This is a genomic window from Kribbella sp. NBC_00382 (genome assembly GCF_036067295.1).
In the GTDB taxonomy this organism is placed as follows: Bacteria; Actinomycetota; Actinomycetes; order Propionibacteriales; family Kribbellaceae; genus Kribbella.
In genome coordinates this window covers 1,609,848-1,625,715 of the sequence record NZ_CP107954.1, presented here as the reverse complement: position 1 = coordinate 1,625,715, position 15,868 = coordinate 1,609,848, and the positions used below count along the sequence as shown (strand labels likewise).

Sequence of the window (15,868 nt, the reverse complement as noted above, 5' to 3'; positions counted from 1 at the left end):
CCCCCAGACCACCCCATAACCACCAGTCGAGCCGCCTTCACCCCCTGAAGGCAAGCGCTTACCCAGCGCCTGGGTGGAGAGCCTGCGAACTGGCATGATGCCGCCATGACAACCGCCCCGTCCCTGCCGCGGTCGCCTGCGCCCAAGCGCCCGAGTCGTAGCCTGCTGATCGGGCTCGTGGTGATCGCGGTCGTCGTCGCCGGCTGGCTGGGGGTGCGGTGGACCTTTCAGCCCGAGGAGAGCCGGTACGCACCGATGCCGGACACCGCCGGCCCGGCCAAGGGACAGGCGAGTGCGTTGACCGAGGCGCTGCGGGCGCGCGGTATGACCTGCTCGGACCTGTACGCCGATGAGCGCCTGGGCCTGCGTCGTGGGTGCTACCGGACTGACTTCGACCACGATGTCCTCACCGAGTTCGAGGCGTCGGGCGACGGCACGATCGGCAGGATCGCGATCTCGGTCGCCTACCTCGGTGGGCACGAGGATGGCGCGCGTGAGGAGTTCGAAGTACTGGTCGGGGACGTCGTCAAGGCGGCGGGACTCGAGGCGGCCGACCTGGTGACGGTGTCTGAGAACCTGGCGGCCCGCGGCCCGCACGACCGGGACCTGACTCTCGATTGGGGGACCGGGACCATGAGCAGGCCGACCGTCTCGAACAGCCAGCTCGCTCTCCGGCGTGCCGACTGGAACCCATCCGCCAGCCCCGTACCGCCGCTGGCAGGCTCGCTCGCGCAACTCGAACAGATCGCCACCCAACTCGGCTTCTCCTGCGAGCTCCCGACCTCGTCCGGCCTGTCCTGCACAAAGGACAAACTCAACCTGTTCGCCGAAAAGGGCTCGAAGCCCGACTCGATCGGCCGCCTGTACCTCAGCGCCGACACCGGCCTGAAAGACAACGCCCTACCCACCGCAGTAGCAGCCCAACAAGCCATCCTCGAAAAACTAGGCGCCCCCGAAACAGCCGCCTTCTTCGCCGCCCTCCCCGCCAACACAGCCGGCGCCCGCGGCTACGCCGGCGGCATGCGCACCCGCGTAACCATCACCGACACCCACCTCCAACACACCGCCGGCCTCGAAGTAGTCACGCCTTAGAAACCAGCGCCTCCCCATCCGCCGACTGGGCCCCGGCTCCCGAGAACAAGGGAAAATGATCTGTGGGCTCTTACTTTCCACGGGACTTCAACCCGTGGGTGGACATCCGAGGTGCCATGGATTGGCTCACCACCAGCCCGTACCTGTTGTCGAAGAACCAGCTCACCAGGACCGTCGACAGCCTTGAATCCCTGGAGTTTCAGGTGGTGAGGGTAGATGCGGGCGAGCTCGGCCCAGACCTCGAAGAGTCTGTCCTCATCGTGCTGAGCAAGGCGCTGTCCTTCTCGCCCCTGGGCGCCGGCCATTGGGGCGCCTTCAGTGATCGTCTGTGGGACGTACTGACAGGCGAGAACAAGCAGCCCCTCGCCATCCTCTTGGAGGACTTCGACCAGGTACTCCGGACGGACTTCCACGCCTTCGTCCGCATCGTGCACATGCTCCTGTCCCTGACAGAAGACCTCGGCCTGAAAATGGAATCTCCAACCGCCCGCCAGATCGAGTACTTCTTCGTCGGCACCTGGCCCACCCGAGTCACCTCCTGATGACGATGCCCAGTGAGCTTGACGACCGCCGGATCCTGCAGTTGCGCGGTGAGCAGGTCGTCCGGGCCTCGGCATCCGTTGACGGTTGCACATTGGAGCTGACTGGCGGTGTCACCGTCACAAGCAATGCGGCACCCGAACTGACGGACACGACCCAAGCCAGCCTCGCCACGGCGTTACCTCTGCCGATCGAAGACCTGCGGCTAGTGATCGGCACCAAGCTGGTCTCAGGTGTTGTCTTCAAGAGCGGCAATGTGCGGTTGGTGTTCGCCCCCGGGGTATCACCTGGTCCTCAGGTCCGGCGGCGAATCCCGCACCGAGATCCGGCAAGCAGGCGTCTTCGAATGGACCGGCGGCGAGGAGCCCAGGTAGTCGCCGACTCTTCTTCTCTCTGAAGTTCTTGTTTGTCAGGGGTCTTCGAACTGAGGCGGGGCGCGGTCTTGGGGTGAGCGTTGGTCCCGTCTCTAGCTTGTTTTGAAGGTCTTTTCCTTTCTGTTTTGCTCTTCTCTCTGGTGGTTGTTGGTTGGCTCTGTGCTGTTGTAGTCGATTGACTACGTTTCGTGGTCGTACGTTGGATGTTTGATCAAATGATTGCGGAGGGTGGTGGAGAGCGTTTACCTGGAGACAGGGAGTACACGGGGGTCGCAGAATGGGGGCTTACCGGACCGCCCGTCACGGTTCGGACCGCCCGTTCGAAGGAGGCCATCGTGCCCCGAATCACGATCAAGGAGATTGCCCGACGGGCCGGCGTCTCCAAAGGTGCGGTGTCGTACGCGCTGAACAACCAGCCGGGGGTCAGTGAGGCCACCCGGGCTCGTGTGCTGAAGGTCGCCGAGGAGCTGGAGTGGGTGCCCAACCGGGCGGCGCGGCAGTTGTCGGCGGCGCGGAGTGAGACGTTCGGGCTGGTGCTGGCCCGGACCGCCAAGACCCTGAGTGAGGAACCGTTCTACATGGGCTTCGTCGGTGGCGTCGAGTCCGTGCTGAGTGACCGGTCGTACGCGCTCGCCCTCCAGGTCGTACCGGACCTGGTCGACGAGATGGCGACCTACCGCAAGTGGGCCGCCGAACGCCGGGTGGATGGTGTGCTCGTCGTCGACCTGCGGGTCGACGATCCGCGGATCCCGTTGCTGCGCAAGCTCGAGCTGCCCGCGGTGCTGGTCGGGGATCCAGCGCTCGCGGACGGGCTGGCCTGCGTCTGGACCGACGGTACGTCGGCGATGTCCGCCGCCGTCGAGCATGTCGCGGCTCTCGGTCATCGGGAGATCGCCCGGGTGGCCGGGCCGCCGGAGCACGGTCATGTCTGGATCCGCGACCAGGCCTTCGCGGCGATGAGCCGGCGGCTCGGGCTGGAGGCTCGGGTCGTGCACACCGACTTCTCCGGTGAGGAAGGCGCCGTCGCGACCAGGGAGCTGATGGCGAGCAAGGGAAGGCCGACGGCGATCATCTACGACAACGACCTGATGGCCGTGGCCGGTCTGTCGGTGGTCAACGGTCTGGGCTTGAAGTCGCCGGATGACGTCACGCTGGTCGCCTGGGACGACTCGACGCTGTGCCGGCTGACCCATCCGACGCTGACCGCGATGAGCCACAACATCGTTGCCTACGGCGCCGAAGTCGCCCACCGGCTGTTCGATCTGCTCGAGGGCGCGATGCCGCAGTCGCACCTCTACTCCACCCCCGCGCTGGTCGTGCGCGGCAGCTCGGGGCCGCCACCCGCCTGATTCAGCGAGCAGCCGTCACCTTCACCGGTACGCCGTTGAGCGCGGCAGTACCCGCGATGGGGTCAGTGAAAAGCGGGTCGGTGATGTCGTTGGAACTAGCGCCCGCGACCCCGTTGGCCACCGACAGCTTTGCGCCCGGCCGCCCATGCCCGAAGCCGTGCGGCAGGCTGACCACGCCCGGCATCATGTCGTTGCTAGAGGCAACCTCTACCGAGATGGAGCCGGCCGCCGAGGTGATCTCGACCAACTGGCCGTCGACGAGCTCGCGGGACAGCAGGTCGGACGGGTTCATCAGCAATTGGTGGCGCGGCTTGCCCTTCACCAGGCGGGCCGAGTTGTGCATCCACGAGTTGTTGCTGCGCAGGTGCCGCCGCCCGATCAGCAACAGCCCATCCTCGGAAGCGCCAGATGAAGTACCAGAGAACAATGCAGTGAAAGCCCGAGGCAGATCGTCGAGGATCATCGTCGGCGCGAGATCGATCCGCTTCGTCTTCGTGTACAGCCGCCCCGGCAAACAAGGCTGTAGCGGTCCGAGATCCACCCCACCGACAGACTTCCGCAGCTTACGGACGGACAAACGGTAAGGCCCGATCCGCAGCCCCAGATCGACGATCCGACGAGGCGACAAGCGCAGTCGCAGGGAGGTGATCAGCTTCTTGCGGTTCCGCCCAACAGGGCCGAGGAGAGCAAGCCCCAGCCCGCGGAAGATCTCCCAGTCGTGCCGAGACTCGGACGGCCGGGGCAGTACGGCGTCATTCCACCGAGCAGTGTTCCGTACTGCGAGTTGGTGGAAAGCCAAGTCGTAGTGCTCCCGTTCCAACGGCGGAGTAGGCGGCAGGATCACGTCAGCATGCCGCGTCGTCTCGTTGATGTACGGATCGACCGACACCATGAAGTCCAGCGTCGGCAGCGCCTCGTCCAGCCGCCGTCCGTTGGGGGTCGACAGCACCGGGTTGCCCGCGATCGTCACCATCGCGCGGATCTGTCCGTCACCAGGCGTCAGAATTTCCTCGGCCATCACCGACGCCGGCAACTCGCCCCCGAACTCCGGCAGCGACCGTACCCGGCTAGTCCACGCCCCGATATGCCCCCGCCCGATTCCACGCAAGGTATCGACCGCCGGCCGCGGGAACATCGACCCACCCGGCCGATCGAGATTGCCGGTGATGATGTTGAGCACCTGCACAGCCCACTGGCAGATCGCCCCGAACTGTTGGGTCGACACCCCGAGCCGCCCATAACAAGCAGCCTTGTCGGCAGCCGCGAACTCCCGCGCCAGCCGCCGGATGTCCTCCGCCGCAATCCCGGTCACCGAAGCCGCCCGCTCCGGCGTCCACTCCCGCGTCACCTCCTCAATAGTCGACAACCCATCGACATAAGAAGGCACCGCAACAACCCCGTCAGCCAAGATGACGTGAATCAACGCCAACAAAAACGCAGCATCCGTACCCGGCTTCACGAACTGATGCTCGTCGGCGACCGCGGCCGTCTCGGTCCGCCGCGGATCGATCACCACGACCCGACCACCACGCTTCTGTACTTCCTTGAGCCGCCGCCCGAAGCCGGGCGCCGTCATCATGCTGCCGTTCGACGCGAGCGGATTCGCGCCGAGCATCAGCAGGTACGACGTCCGGTCGATGTCCGCGACCGGGACCATCAGCTGATGCCCGTAGAGCAGATGGACCGCGAGCATGTGCGGCAGCTGGTCGACCGACGTCGCGCTGAACCGGTTGCGGGTCTTCAAAAGCCGGACCACGGTCGGCATGTGCGTCATCGCGCCGACGCTGTGCACGTTCGGGTTGCCGAGGTAGACGCCGATCGAGTTCCGGCCGGATGCCTGCTGGACTTCTCGCAGCCGGGTGGCGACGTACGTGAACGCCTCGTCCCAGCCGAGCTCTTGCCAGCCGGTGGCAGTACGGCGTACCGGCTGGGTGAGGCGGTCGGGGTCCTCCTGGAGATCGCGCAGGGCGACGGCTTTCGGGCAGATGTGTCCACGGGACAACGGATCCGCCTCGTCGCCGCGGATGTCGGTGACGCGGCCGTTCTCGACGGTCACGAGCACGCCGCAGATGGCCTCACACAGATTGCACGAAGTACGCCGTACGGTCGCCATCCAGCCAACCTACTCTGGAGTAGCCATGCCGACTACTCGAACTTCGCCTCGTCGAGTCGGCCGAGAATGGCGTCGACGGTCTCGTGCGGGGAGAGGTCGGAGTTGTCCAGCCAGAGGCCGCGGCGCGGGCTGAAGGCGTGCAGCTCGTAGTCGAGCTCGTCGATCGAATGCTCGTGGCCGTAGCCGAGCCGGTCGTGGATCACGTCCGGCCGTGGAGTGAGTACGACGAGGTAGCGCGGGCGGGTCTCGATGCCGTCGAGGAACTCCCGCAGCAGCTCGCCGATCACGACGTCCTCGAGTACTACCGTGAAGCCGCCCTGCGCATAGCCGTCGGCCACCAGGCAGGCCAGCCGGTAGCGAAGCTTGAGCTGCTTCTGCGCCTCGTCGCCGTTGTCGGTCGCGGCCGACGCCCTACCACTCACGATCATCCGGCGGAAGACGTCACCGTGCAGATGGACGCCGTATTGGAATCGTTCGGCGAGAAGTTGGGAGACGGTGGATTTGCCGGCCGCCATGATCCCGCTGATGACGATCACCCCCTCGGTCTCCATGTGGGTGATCGTGCCACGTGGGAGAGCCTTTTAGTCAGGGCTGATCCATATTCTTCAGGGCCGCAACGGTTGTAGGTCCATCAGGTGGGCGCGAAGGATCTCGCGGACCCGTTCCGGGGTGCTGGCCGTGGGCTGCAAGGCCGCGTGCAGGGAGAGGCCGTCGATGAGGGCATGGAGGCGATCGGTCTCGAGGTCGAGGTGGAGATCCGGGCGGAGGGCGTCGGCCTGGGACAGCGAGTGGAGCAGCGATTTGCAGAGGTCGCGGAGGCCTTGGTGGACCGGGGTGAGTACTTCGCGCAGGCCGCCGGCGCCGGACTCGGCCTGGGCCTGGGCGATGAAGGAGAGCCAGATGTCGAACTCTGCCTGCCGTTCGGGATCGAGCGGGATCACCTCTTCGAGGAAGCGCAGTACGACGTCGGTCAGCGGGCCGGTGGTGTCGAGTGCTCTGATCCGGTCGCCGACCCGGCGGGAGACCAGGTCCATCGCGAAGGCGACCAGGCCCGCCTGGTCGGGGAAGTAGTAGCGGACGGCGCCGGCGGACCATCCTGCCTCGGCAGCGACGGAGCGGACCGAGGCGGCGCGGATGCCGTCGCGGCGGACCACCCGCCAGAGCGCCTGGGCGATCTCCTCGCGGCGGGTGTCGTGGTCGACGATCTTCGGCATCTGCCCTTTTTAGCACAATCGTGTTAGAGTCGCTGTATAAACACAAGCGTACGAAATCAATGGAGGGCTGAGTTCCGTGCTGCTCGCTGTGATCGCAGGCTGTGAGATCGGCTTCTGGGTCCTGCTCGCCGCCGGGATGGTGACGCGCTACCTGCTGCGCCTGCCGAAGGTAGGCATGGTGTTGCTCGCGATGGTGCCGCTGGTGGACGTGGTGATGCTGGTCGCCAGCGTGATCGACATCCGGTCCGGTGGTGAGCCGGCGTTCAGGCATTCGCTGGCTGCGATCTTCATCGGGGTCAGCGTCGGCTTCGGCCACCAGAGCTTGAAGTGGGCAGACGGCTGGGCGGCGTACAAGCTGGCCGGTGGGCCGCGGCCGCGGAAGCTGAAGAAGGGGTCTCGCGAGAAGGCGCAGCACGAGCGTCGCGGCTGGTACCGCCACTTGCTCGCGTACGCCGTCGGTGTAGCCGTGATGATCGCTCTCGGCCTGCTGTCCGGCAGAGGTTTCGACGCCTTGCTCGGCCCGGCGGGGACCTGGACGATCGTGCTCGTGATCGACTGGTTCGTCTCGTTCAGCTTCAAGGTGGACGCCGACGAGGACGAGAAGAAGAAGGTCGAGCAAGCCGCCTGACCTCCCGGCCAGACCCGCTCCCAAGCCGTAGATTGCTCAGCATGACAAAGGCGGGGCGGGTCTGGGCCGGTGTGACGGCGCTGGTGGTCGCAGTGGGTGTCGTCATGCAGTGCCTCGTGACGGCGACGTCCGCCGGCGGTGAGGGGTTCTACAAGGAGAATCCCGAGCGGGTTCTCAACGTCTTCGCCTACTTCACGATCCAGTCCAACCTGTTGCTCGGTGGGACCTGTCTGCTTCTCGCGCTCGGCAAAGCAGGTGATGGCACGCTCTTCAAGACGCTTCGGCTCAACGGCGTGCTCTGCATCGCGGTCACCGGGATCGTGTACCACCTGGTGCTCGCCGGCAGCGACAGCTTGTCCGGCTGGGCGTGGGTCGCGAACCTGCTGGTCCACACGGCCACTCCGCTGCTCGGCGTACTGGGGTGGTTGCTGACCGGACCGCGCGGGCAGACCGACAGCAGGATCGTCGCCTGGTCGGTGGTCTATCCGCTGCTCTGGGTGGCGTTCACGCTGATCCGCGGCGAGGGCACCGGCTTCTATCCGTACCCGTTCATCGACGTCAGCCTGCACGGCTACGGCCAGGTCCTGTTGAACTGTCTGTTCGTCGCGCTACTGTTCCTCGCTCTGGCAGCCGGGGCCACCCTTCTCGACCGCCGACTCAGCAGACAGACCGTCGAGAGGTAGTTCCCCGTGTTGGTGACATCTCGCTCGTACGCCGAGTACGAGGCGATGTTCGACTTGACCGAGTTGCCCGATTCGATCCTCGACTGCTGTGCCGGCGGGTCGAGCTTCACCGCCGAGGCGGCCGCTCGGGGCGTCGACGCCGTCGCGGTCGACCAGGCCTACGAGCTGCCGACGCCGGACCTCGTCGACACGGTACGCCGCAGCCTGCCGGCCGGCGCGCAGATCGTCGATGAGCACGCAGCCAGTTTCGTCTGGCACTGGTACGGGGATCCCGGCCGGAAGGACGACCTGCGGATCGAGGCAGCCGATCGCTTTCTGCAGGATGTGATGACGGCGCCCGAGCGGTACGTCGCGGGCAGCCTGCCCGAGTTGCCGTTCGAGGACGGGCGGTTCGACCTGGTGCTGTGTTCGCACCTGCTCTTCACCTGGGCCGACAAGTACGACCGCGACTGGCATCTCGCCGCGCTGCGGGAACTTGTCCGGGTCAGCCGTTCGGAGGTACGGATCTTCCCGCTCGTGCAGCAGGGAGCGGGCGAGGAGGTTTCGTATCTACCGGAGCTGCTCGAAGACCTACGCCCGGTGCGATCCGAGATCCGCAAGGTGCCGTACGAGTTCCAGGTCGGCGCGGATCAGATGCTGGTACTGAGCAAGTAAGAAGAACTGCGGCCGCGGGCGAGGGGTTGGGGGTCCGCCCGCGGGCCGCAGTGGCGCGTCAGCGCAGGTACTTCCCGCAAACCGGCCACGGGGAGGCGCCACGCTGGGCGTACAGCTTCTTCGCGCGCATCAGCTGCTCGGCCGCCGACGCCTTGGTCGGGTTGCCGGAGCCGCCGACACTGCGCCAGGTCTGCAGGTCGAACTGGAACAGGCCGTAGTAGCCCGCCGGGTTCACGGCCTTGGGGTTGCCGCTGGACTCGCAGTTGGCCACCTTGGCCCAGGCACCACTCAGGTTCGCATTGCCGCTGCCGGTCGAGGGGCGATCGTTCGAGCGGGTCGGGCGAGCCTTGTACGTCTTCTTGTGGACCGTGGACTTCTTGACCGTCCGGGTCTTGGGGGCGACCCGCTTCTTCTTCTCGGTCTGCCGGACGGCGGTCGCGCTCACGCCGTCGAGCTTGAGGGTCTGACCGATCAGGATCAGGTTCGGGTTGCTCAGATTGTTCAGCTTCGCGAGCTGGTGCCAGTCGGCGCCGTTGGCCTGGGCGATCTCCGACAGCGTGTCACCGGCCTTCACCTTGTAGTCGGCGGCGAACGCGCCACCCGCTCCTGCGGCGGTGATCCCGGCACCGAGGCCGGCGATCGAGAGGGTCCGGACTACCCGGCGGGTACTTCGCCGGGGGCGGGCATGTCGAGCTTTGGACATCAGGGGTCTGCTCCTCATGAGCTGTGGGCATGGTGAGTTTTCTCTTGCCCGGATGATTCAGCCGCGTGCGCACTTGCCCCGAGAACCAGAACTCCGGGCAAGTGCGGCCGGAGGGTGGTGAAGGTGGACGTCACCTGGGTGCGTGAGGCTCGGATCACCGGCCGTCCGAGCTCGAACGGCCGTACCGGGCTCCGCAGTCTGGTGAGGTACCACTCCCTTCGGGGTGCAGGGGACGGGCATCCGGGCAGATCACGAGACAGCGTCCGAATGATCACGCATCGGTAACGACGTGATCGGCCCATCGTGCTCGAAGGAATCCCGGAACGCAAGAGGGATGAGTAGATCCGCAGAAGATTTCGCAGACTCCGAAGATCCCGAAAACCCAACAACAGAACGGTTTCCCGCCTGAAACAGATCGGTTTCAGGCCGGTCTTCTCAGCTTGTGGACAAGCGCTTGCTTCAGGCACCCGACCGGATTCACGCGTGCCCTCTTCGGAGTTCGCTCGTTGAGGGAAGGACGGCACCCGGCCAACGCCTGGGCGGTGCCGTGCTGAGGCAATCGACGTGATGGGGGCGTGCGGTGATCCGAGTACTCCTCGGCCACCGCGGCACGATGGTGCGAGGTGCACTGGCCGCGGTGTTGTCCCGAGAGAACGACCTGGACGTGGTGGCCGAGGTGGAGTCCTCGGACGAGGTGATGATCGCGATCGGCCGCCGGCCGCACGTCGTGCTGCTCGATCCCCAACTGCCTGGCAAGGTCGGGATCGAGGACCTGTGCCGCAAACTGACCGGCCGTGGCGTGCTGGTGCTGATCGACCACGAGGCGATCGCCGCGACCAGCCTCGCACTGGTCAAGCAGGCGCCCCGGATCGGGCTGATCGCGACCGACTCGTCGACCGACCAGCTGGTCGAGGCGGTGCGCGATGTCGCCAAGGGACTGCCGGTGGTCGACGTCCGGCTCGCGGTCGCCGCACTCAAGGCAGGTGACAATCCGCTCACCGATCGCGAGTGTGAGGTGCTGCGGCAGGTGACGACCGGCGCGACCGCGCAGGAGATCGCCCGGACCCTCAGCCTGAGCGCCGGCACCGTGCGGAACTACCTGTCCCGGATCCTCGCGAAGACCGGGGCGCGCAGCCGGATCGAGGCGATCCGCAAGGCTCAGGACGCGGGCTGGATCTGATCCCGCTCGCCCTGCATCTGATGGGCGGTCGGCTGCCAGTGGCCGAGGAGTTCGCGGTAGAGCGGTGAGCTCCGCATCAGCGTGTGGTGGGTGCCGATCGCGGCCTTGCTGCCATCCAGGACGAGGATGCGGCGGGCGCGCAGAGCGGAGCTGATCCGGTGGGCGATCACGATCAACGTGCCGCCGCGCCTGGCGAACGCCTCCTCCGCGCGTCGCTCGGTCTCCGGATCGAGGAAGCAGGTCGCCTCGTCGAGGACGACCAGCGGCGCCGGTGACAGGTAGGCACGGGTGAGCGCGATCAGCTGACGCTCGCCGGCGGACAGGTCGCTCGGTCGTACCCGAGCGCCGTAGCCACCGAGTCGTTCGACCAATCGCTCAGCACCGATGGCTTCGACGGCCTGCATGACCTCGGAGATCGTCGCGTCCGGAAGCAAGTAGGTGAGGTTCTCCATCAACGGCCCGCTGAAGACGTACGCCTCCTGCGGGATCAGTACCCGCGTCGCGGCCAGCCGCTCGACCGGTACTTCGCTGGGCGGTACGCCGCCGAGCGACAGCCGCCCGCTCGTCGGTGCGAGCATGCCGCAGACGAGTCCGGCGAGAGTGGACTTGCCGATGCCACTCGGCCCGACCACGGCCAGGTGCTCGCCTTCAGCCACGGTCAGGTCGAGGTCCTCGAGCACGGGATCCGCGGCAGGTCCGTAGGCGAAGGTCAGGCCGCGCAGGCGAAGCTGGTACCCGTTCACCTCATCGACAGGACGCGGCGCCGGTGTCGGGGCCGCCGAATCGAGGATGCGCCCGAGCGTGATGACGTACCGCAGCCCACTCTCGCCGAGCGCGCCCATCACGGTGCTCAAAGCCGGCTGGAGCCCGACAAGTACATAGGTAAGACCACCGAGCAGCGTGCCGGTGCTGATCCCGCGCCCAACCAACCACGGGCCTACTGCCATCAGGATCAGCAACGGCATCCAACCACCGACTGCAAAGCACAACGTCCGCAGGGCCGCCACCTTCGCGAGCGATCGCTCGGCTGCCGCCTGCGCCTCGATCGGCTTCCCCACAAGGCCTTCCGCGAACTCCTCAGCCCCAGTAGCCGCGATATCCCGTACTCCGCTGAACGTCATCCCAGCGGCCGTCGCCAACTCCTCGTCGGCCTGCAACGAGGCACGCACCCGATCGGCAGCCATCCCGAGCACGCCCAGCGACAACGCAAAGCCGACCAGGAACGGCGGTACGACGAACGCCGCGACCAAAGGCGCCAACGACAACAGCCCGACCAGTACTCCGAGCAGCGTGACGGCGAAGTTGCGAATCACCAGCACGAGGCCGGCGAACGTGTCGCGGACGATCTCGACTTGGCGGTTCAAGCGGGCCACCGCTGCCTCGTCACCGGTTCGCAGGGCGCCACCGACAACCCGGCGTACGAGGTCGTCTCGCAAGGGTTCGACGAGGTGGCCGAGGCGGCCGTAGACCTGGTGGGAACCGGCGGCGCCGAAGCAGGCCGCTGCGATCAGCCCGCCGAGCCAGGCGATGCCTTGCCAGGCGTGGCCGTCGAGGAAGTTGTCGGTGGCGTGGGCGACGGCGACACCGTAGATGGCCGTCGGGAGAATGTCCGGGATCGACCAGAGTGCGAGCTTGACCGTCGATCGTTTGCGCAGGGCGGCGGCGCCGTAAGCGAGTTCGCGCCTCATCCGAAGACCTCGCGGTAGGACTCGTCCTGCCACAGCTCCTGGTGTTCGCCGACTGCCCGGACGCGGCCGCCGTCGAGCCAGACGACGAGGTCGGCTCGGGCTGCGGTCGCGGTTCGGTGGGTGACGATCAGGCGGGTCCGGTGGTGTCGGTCCTCGGTGAGGGTCTTGCTGATCTGCATCTCGGTCGCGGTGTCGAGGCTGGAGGTCGCATCGTCCAGCACCAGCAGGCGATTCGCTGGCCAGGCACGGGCCAGGCCGAGGCGTTGGCGCTCGCCACCTGACATAGGGGCCTTGGGCAACGGGGTGAAGTAGCCGTCGGGGAGGCGGCTGACGAAGTCGTGCGCGTGGGTGGCACGGGCTGCGGCCAAGGTTCGGACGGGGCCGATGGCGTCGTGGGAGATGGCGTCGCCGACGGTCGTGCCGACGAGGGTCGGGCGCTCGAAGGCGCAGCCGACCGCAGTACGGAGGGCTTGGCGGTTGAGGGCTTGGAGCGGTACGCCGTCCAGCAGGACCTGCCCGAAGTGGGGGTCGCGGAGGCGCGCGGCCAGCCCGGCGAGGACGGACTTACCGGCGCCGCTGGGGCCGACCACGGCCACGGTTGCGCCGCCGGGGAGGTCCAGGTGGATGTTTTGGAGCAGGGCGGATTCTTCGCCGAAGACGGTGACGCCGTCGAAGGTCAGGCGGCCGGGGCCGGGCGGCAGGTGGAGTAGGCCGTGGGCGACGGGGGTGATGGCGAAGACCTCGGCTGCGCGGTGGATGCCTGCGCGGGCTCGGGCGATCTCGCCGATGACGCCGGTGAGGCTGCCGAGTCCCGCGCCTAGTACGGCGTACTGGCTGGCGGCGAAGAGTTCGCCGGCGGTGATGCGGCCGTCGACTAGTTGGAGGCCGCCGACGGCGAGGACGGCGACGAGGACCAGTGGGCCGACGATCGCGGCTTGGGCGCCGGAGCGGGCTAGGACCTTCCAGGTCTCGAGGCCGTGTTTGTGGAGGTCGGGGAGGAAGCCGAGGATGCGACGTTCCTCGCGGCCCGTGGTGCCGGCGGCGGAGATGGTGCGGAGGCCGGCGACTGCCTCGGTGAGGAGGGCGGAGATGCGGCCTTGGGTTTCTTGGTAGGCGAGGCTGAGCTCGGCGGTGCGGCGGGCGAAGACGAAAAGTACGCCGACGACGAGGATGACACCGCCGAAGAAAGCGACGGCCAGCCAGGGGTCGATGAGCGCGAGCAGGACGAGGCTGCCGATCGGGGGAGCCATCGCGGCGACTGTGGTGACGGCTGCCGGGCCTGCTTGGGCGGCGTCGGAGGTGTTCCCGGAGACGCGGCTGACCAGGTCGCCGGGGTCGAACTCGCGGGTCCCTTCCGGGCCGCCGTTGACGACGTGGCTGACCAGGCGGTGACGCAGCCAGGCGGTCGTACCGGCGACACACGCCGTACCGGCGAAAACGTCGATCAAGCTACAGATGATGCCGGTGGCAATCAATGCGGCGGCGATGGCGAACCACTTGCCGTAGCCAACCCCGGCGACGATCGCATCAACCGAATGCCCAAGCACAGAAGGCAAAGCGAGCGCCACCCCACTACCAGCCAATGCGGTCACGGCGATCACCGGCAACCACCAGCCCCCATGCCGGGCGACAGCGCCAAAGCTGGTGGGAGTCATTTGATGAGCCCGGTGTGGTGGGCTAGGAAGGCGAGCATGTCTGCGGCCAGGCCGATGCCTTTGCTGGCGGAGCCGCCCGCGTGGCCGGAGTCTGGCTCGAGGCGCAGGAGGACGGGGCGGTCGCCGTCGGTGGCGTGTTGGAGGGCGGCGCACATTTTTCTAGCGTGTAAGGGGTCTACTCGGGTGTCACCGCCGAAGACGGTGAAGAGGACCGCCGGATACTTCACGCCTGGCTGGACTCGGTGGTACGGGGAGTAGGAGAGCAACGTCGCCAACTCAGCCGGGTTGGAGGCCGAGCCGAACTCGGGTACCCAGCTGGCGCCCAGGCCGGAGTGTTCGTAGCGGACCATGTCCAGCAGCGGTGCTGAGCAGACGGCGGCGGCGAAGAGTTCTGGGCGTTGGGTGATGGCGGCGCCGACCAAGAGGCCGCCGTTGGATTCGCCGCAGAGGGCCAACTGGTCGGGCGTGGTCCAGCCTTCGGCGATCAGCGTTTCGGCGGCGGCTAAGTAGTCGTCGAAGACGTTCTGCTTCTGGTCGAGCATGCCTGCCCTGTGCCAGTCGTCGCCGCGCTCCCCGCCGCCACGCAGGGTGGCCGTGACGAAGATGCCGCCGGCCGCGACCCAAGCGAGCGCGAAGGCGGAGTACGTCGGGGTGAGCGACTGCCCGAAACCCCCATACCCATAAAGGATCGCCGGTCGTGGGCCGTGCTCGCCCGGCTTGCCGACGACGAGCAGTTGCAGCTCGGTGCCGTCCGCGGAGGCGAAGTCGACCTGCCACGACTCGGCATCCGCGGCGCCGATCGCGCCGGGCGGCGGCGACCACAGCGTCGTACGACCCGAGGTCACGTCGTATTGGTAGACCGCCGCCGGCGTGACGCTGTCCGTGTAGGAGAACCAGACCTGGTTGTCGCCTTCCGGCCGGCTCACCAGTGAACCGATCGAGCCGACGCCCGGCAGCGGTACGTCGCCCAGGTACCGCCCGGTGACGAGGTCGTGGATCGCGATCTCGCCGACCGCGTTCCTGGTCCGCCCGACCAGGACCACCTTGTCGAGAATCGCCAGACTGCTCAACGGCGCTGAAGGATCCGCCGGGACGTAGTCGCGCCAGACCGTCGGGTCCTCGGGATCGCCGACACAGATCTTGCCGGTCGGCGCATCGCGGGTCGTCACGACGTACAGGCGTCCCTCGCGGCACACCGACATGACGGTGATCGCGTCGACGCCTTGCTGGACGACGGCCGGCGGCTGGTCCGAAGTGAGATCGGCGAGCCACAGATCGTTCGCAGTACCGCGCGCCGCCGAGATCGTCAGCCAGCGGCCGTCGGCACTGAGATCCAGCCCGTACGACGCTTCGCCGGGAAGCACCCGCTCGTCGTCGGACCGGCCGACGACATGGCGCAGCACCTGCCGGAATCGTACGTAATAGAAGGACTTCCCATCGGGGAGCCAAGCAATAGGGGAGTAGCGGCAACCATCGAGCGGACCGTCGACCATGACGCCGGAGGCGACGTCGAGGACGTGAAGGATCGACTGTTCGGAGCCGCCACGGGAGACCTGGAAAGCGAGCAGGGCTCCGTCGGGGGAGGGCTGCCAGCTGTCGAGCGTGGTGAGGCCGGTCGGGTCGAGTTGCTGGGGATCGAGCAGGACCGCGTCATCGACGTACAGGACCGGATGTTCCTGCGCGGCGGAGCGGCGGAGGACGAAGCAGCGGTCGCCGCGCCAGACGGGAGTGGAGACCGAGCCGACGCTGGACAGTGCTCGGACCCGGTTGCGGAGCTGGTACCGCCCGGGGAGCGTGGTCGCCTGGTTCAGCCAGAGCTGGTCCTGGATCGCCTGCCAGGCTTGGGTTTGCGGCGTGGCGGCGTCTTCCAGCCAGCGATACGGATCGGGGATCGCGTGGCCGTGCAGGTGATCGACGAGCGGCAGACGCTCGGCGTCGGGGTAGCTCAGGTCGAAGTCTTGCACGGGTGCCTCCTCCCGTTGGGGGAAAACAGGT

The 15,868-nt window shown here is 67.1% G+C and carries 14 protein-coding genes; 7 read left to right on the top strand and 7 right to left on the bottom strand.

The annotated features are described in order from the left end of the window. Positions 1-105: 105 nt before the first annotated feature. The 3 genes from OHA70_RS08100 (at position 106) to OHA70_RS08090 (ending at position 3,355) form a co-directional block, all read left to right on the top strand. Entirely contained in the window at positions 106-1,092 is a 987-nt protein-coding gene (locus tag OHA70_RS08100) for a hypothetical protein (protein ID WP_328330200.1), read from the top strand. A gap of 116 nt (positions 1,093-1,208) precedes the next feature. After that, the gene (locus OHA70_RS08095; RefSeq protein ID WP_328330198.1) at positions 1,209-1,634 is read left to right on the top strand and encodes a hypothetical protein; all 426 of its coding nucleotides are present in this window, start codon (positions 1,209-1,211) and stop codon (positions 1,632-1,634) included. 707 nt (positions 1,635-2,341) lie between these two features. Further along, complete coding sequence (locus tag OHA70_RS08090) at positions 2,342-3,355, top strand: LacI family DNA-binding transcriptional regulator (protein ID WP_328330196.1); 1,014 nt, start codon at positions 2,342-2,344, stop codon at positions 3,353-3,355. 1 nt (position 3,356) lies between these two features. On the opposite strand, the gene OHA70_RS08085 is transcribed toward OHA70_RS08090, so the two are convergent. From OHA70_RS08085 to OHA70_RS08075, 3 genes are read right to left on the bottom strand one after another with little or no spacing between them, the layout of a single operon-like run. Then, entirely contained in the window at positions 3,357-5,468 is a 2,112-nt protein-coding gene (locus tag OHA70_RS08085) for a molybdopterin-dependent oxidoreductase (protein ID WP_328330194.1), read from the bottom strand. Between the two features lie 32 nt (positions 5,469-5,500). After that, positions 5,501-6,019, bottom strand: coding sequence for an AAA family ATPase (locus OHA70_RS08080; protein WP_328330192.1), 519 nt, complete (start codon positions 6,017-6,019; stop codon positions 5,501-5,503). 54 nt (positions 6,020-6,073) lie between these two features. After that, on the bottom strand, positions 6,074-6,682 hold the full coding sequence (locus OHA70_RS08075; protein WP_328330191.1) for a TetR/AcrR family transcriptional regulator: 609 nt from the start codon (positions 6,680-6,682) through the stop codon (positions 6,074-6,076). Between the two features lie 76 nt (positions 6,683-6,758). Between OHA70_RS08075 and OHA70_RS08070 the strand changes: the two genes are divergently transcribed. Genes OHA70_RS08070 through OHA70_RS08060 form a run of 3 tightly spaced genes read left to right on the top strand, consistent with a single transcriptional unit; the run spans position 6,759 to position 8,647 of the window. Then, positions 6,759-7,310 carry a 2TM domain-containing protein gene (locus tag OHA70_RS08070; protein ID WP_328330189.1) on the top strand — a complete coding sequence of 184 codons (552 nt, stop codon included), beginning with the start codon at positions 6,759-6,761 and terminating at the stop codon, positions 7,308-7,310. A 41-nt stretch (positions 7,311-7,351) separates the two neighbouring features. Then, the gene (locus OHA70_RS08065; protein WP_328330187.1) at positions 7,352-7,993 is read left to right on the top strand and encodes a Pr6Pr family membrane protein; all 642 of its coding nucleotides are present in this window, start codon (positions 7,352-7,354) and stop codon (positions 7,991-7,993) included. Positions 7,994-7,999: 6 nt separating this feature from the next. After that, complete coding sequence (locus OHA70_RS08060; RefSeq protein ID WP_328330186.1) at positions 8,000-8,647, top strand: class I SAM-dependent methyltransferase; 648 nt, start codon at positions 8,000-8,002, stop codon at positions 8,645-8,647. Positions 8,648-8,705: 58 nt separating this feature from the next. Here OHA70_RS08060 and OHA70_RS08055 read toward each other — a convergent pair whose 3' ends face one another. After that, positions 8,706-9,350 (bottom strand): transglycosylase family protein, encoded by a 645-nt coding sequence (locus OHA70_RS08055; RefSeq protein WP_328330184.1) that lies wholly within the window; start codon positions 9,348-9,350, stop codon positions 8,706-8,708. Between the two features lie 580 nt (positions 9,351-9,930). Between OHA70_RS08055 and OHA70_RS08050 the strand changes: the two genes are divergently transcribed. Further along, positions 9,931-10,530: a response regulator transcription factor gene (locus tag OHA70_RS08050; RefSeq protein WP_328330183.1), complete on the top strand. Its 600-nt coding sequence runs from the start codon at positions 9,931-9,933 to the stop codon at positions 10,528-10,530. On the opposite strand, the gene OHA70_RS08045 is transcribed toward OHA70_RS08050, so the two are convergent. From OHA70_RS08045 to OHA70_RS08035, 3 genes are read right to left on the bottom strand one after another with little or no spacing between them, the layout of a single operon-like run. After that, positions 10,509-12,218 (bottom strand): ABC transporter ATP-binding protein, encoded by a 1,710-nt coding sequence (locus OHA70_RS08045; RefSeq protein ID WP_328330182.1) that lies wholly within the window; start codon positions 12,216-12,218, stop codon positions 10,509-10,511. The genes OHA70_RS08050 and OHA70_RS08045 overlap by 22 nt on opposite strands. After that, positions 12,215-13,873 carry an ABC transporter ATP-binding protein gene (locus OHA70_RS08040; protein WP_328330181.1) on the bottom strand — a complete coding sequence of 553 codons (1,659 nt, stop codon included), beginning with the start codon at positions 13,871-13,873 and terminating at the stop codon, positions 12,215-12,217. Before OHA70_RS08040 ends, OHA70_RS08045 begins: the two co-directional genes overlap by 4 nt. Then, positions 13,870-15,837: a prolyl oligopeptidase family serine peptidase gene (locus OHA70_RS08035; protein ID WP_328330179.1), complete on the bottom strand. Its 1,968-nt coding sequence runs from the start codon at positions 15,835-15,837 to the stop codon at positions 13,870-13,872. Before OHA70_RS08035 ends, OHA70_RS08040 begins: the two co-directional genes overlap by 4 nt. Positions 15,838-15,868 lie beyond the last annotated feature (31 nt).

Bases quoted from the DNA above. Each gene is read 5' to 3' on its own strand.
- OHA70_RS08040 (WP_328330181.1), bottom strand. From the start codon at position 13,873: ATGACTCCCACCAGCTTTGGCGCTGTCGCCCGGCATGGGGGCTGGTGG.
- OHA70_RS08055 (WP_328330184.1), bottom strand. From the start codon at position 9,350: ATGTCCAAAGCTCGACATGCCCGCCCCCGGCGAAGTACCCGCCGGGTA.
- OHA70_RS08095 (WP_328330198.1), top strand. From the start codon at position 1,209: ATGGATTGGCTCACCACCAGCCCGTACCTGTTGTCGAAGAACCAGCTC.
- OHA70_RS08080 (WP_328330192.1), bottom strand. From the start codon at position 6,019: ATGGAGACCGAGGGGGTGATCGTCATCAGCGGGATCATGGCGGCCGGC.
- OHA70_RS08045 (WP_328330182.1), bottom strand. From the start codon at position 12,218: ATGAGGCGCGAACTCGCTTACGGCGCCGCCGCCCTGCGCAAACGATCG.
- OHA70_RS08075 (WP_328330191.1), bottom strand. From the start codon at position 6,682: ATGCCGAAGATCGTCGACCACGACACCCGCCGCGAGGAGATCGCCCAG.
- OHA70_RS08085 (WP_328330194.1), bottom strand. From the start codon at position 5,468: ATGGCGACCGTACGGCGTACTTCGTGCAATCTGTGTGAGGCCATCTGC.
- OHA70_RS08100 (WP_328330200.1), top strand. From the start codon at position 106: ATGACAACCGCCCCGTCCCTGCCGCGGTCGCCTGCGCCCAAGCGCCCG.
- OHA70_RS08065 (WP_328330187.1), top strand. From the start codon at position 7,352: ATGACAAAGGCGGGGCGGGTCTGGGCCGGTGTGACGGCGCTGGTGGTC.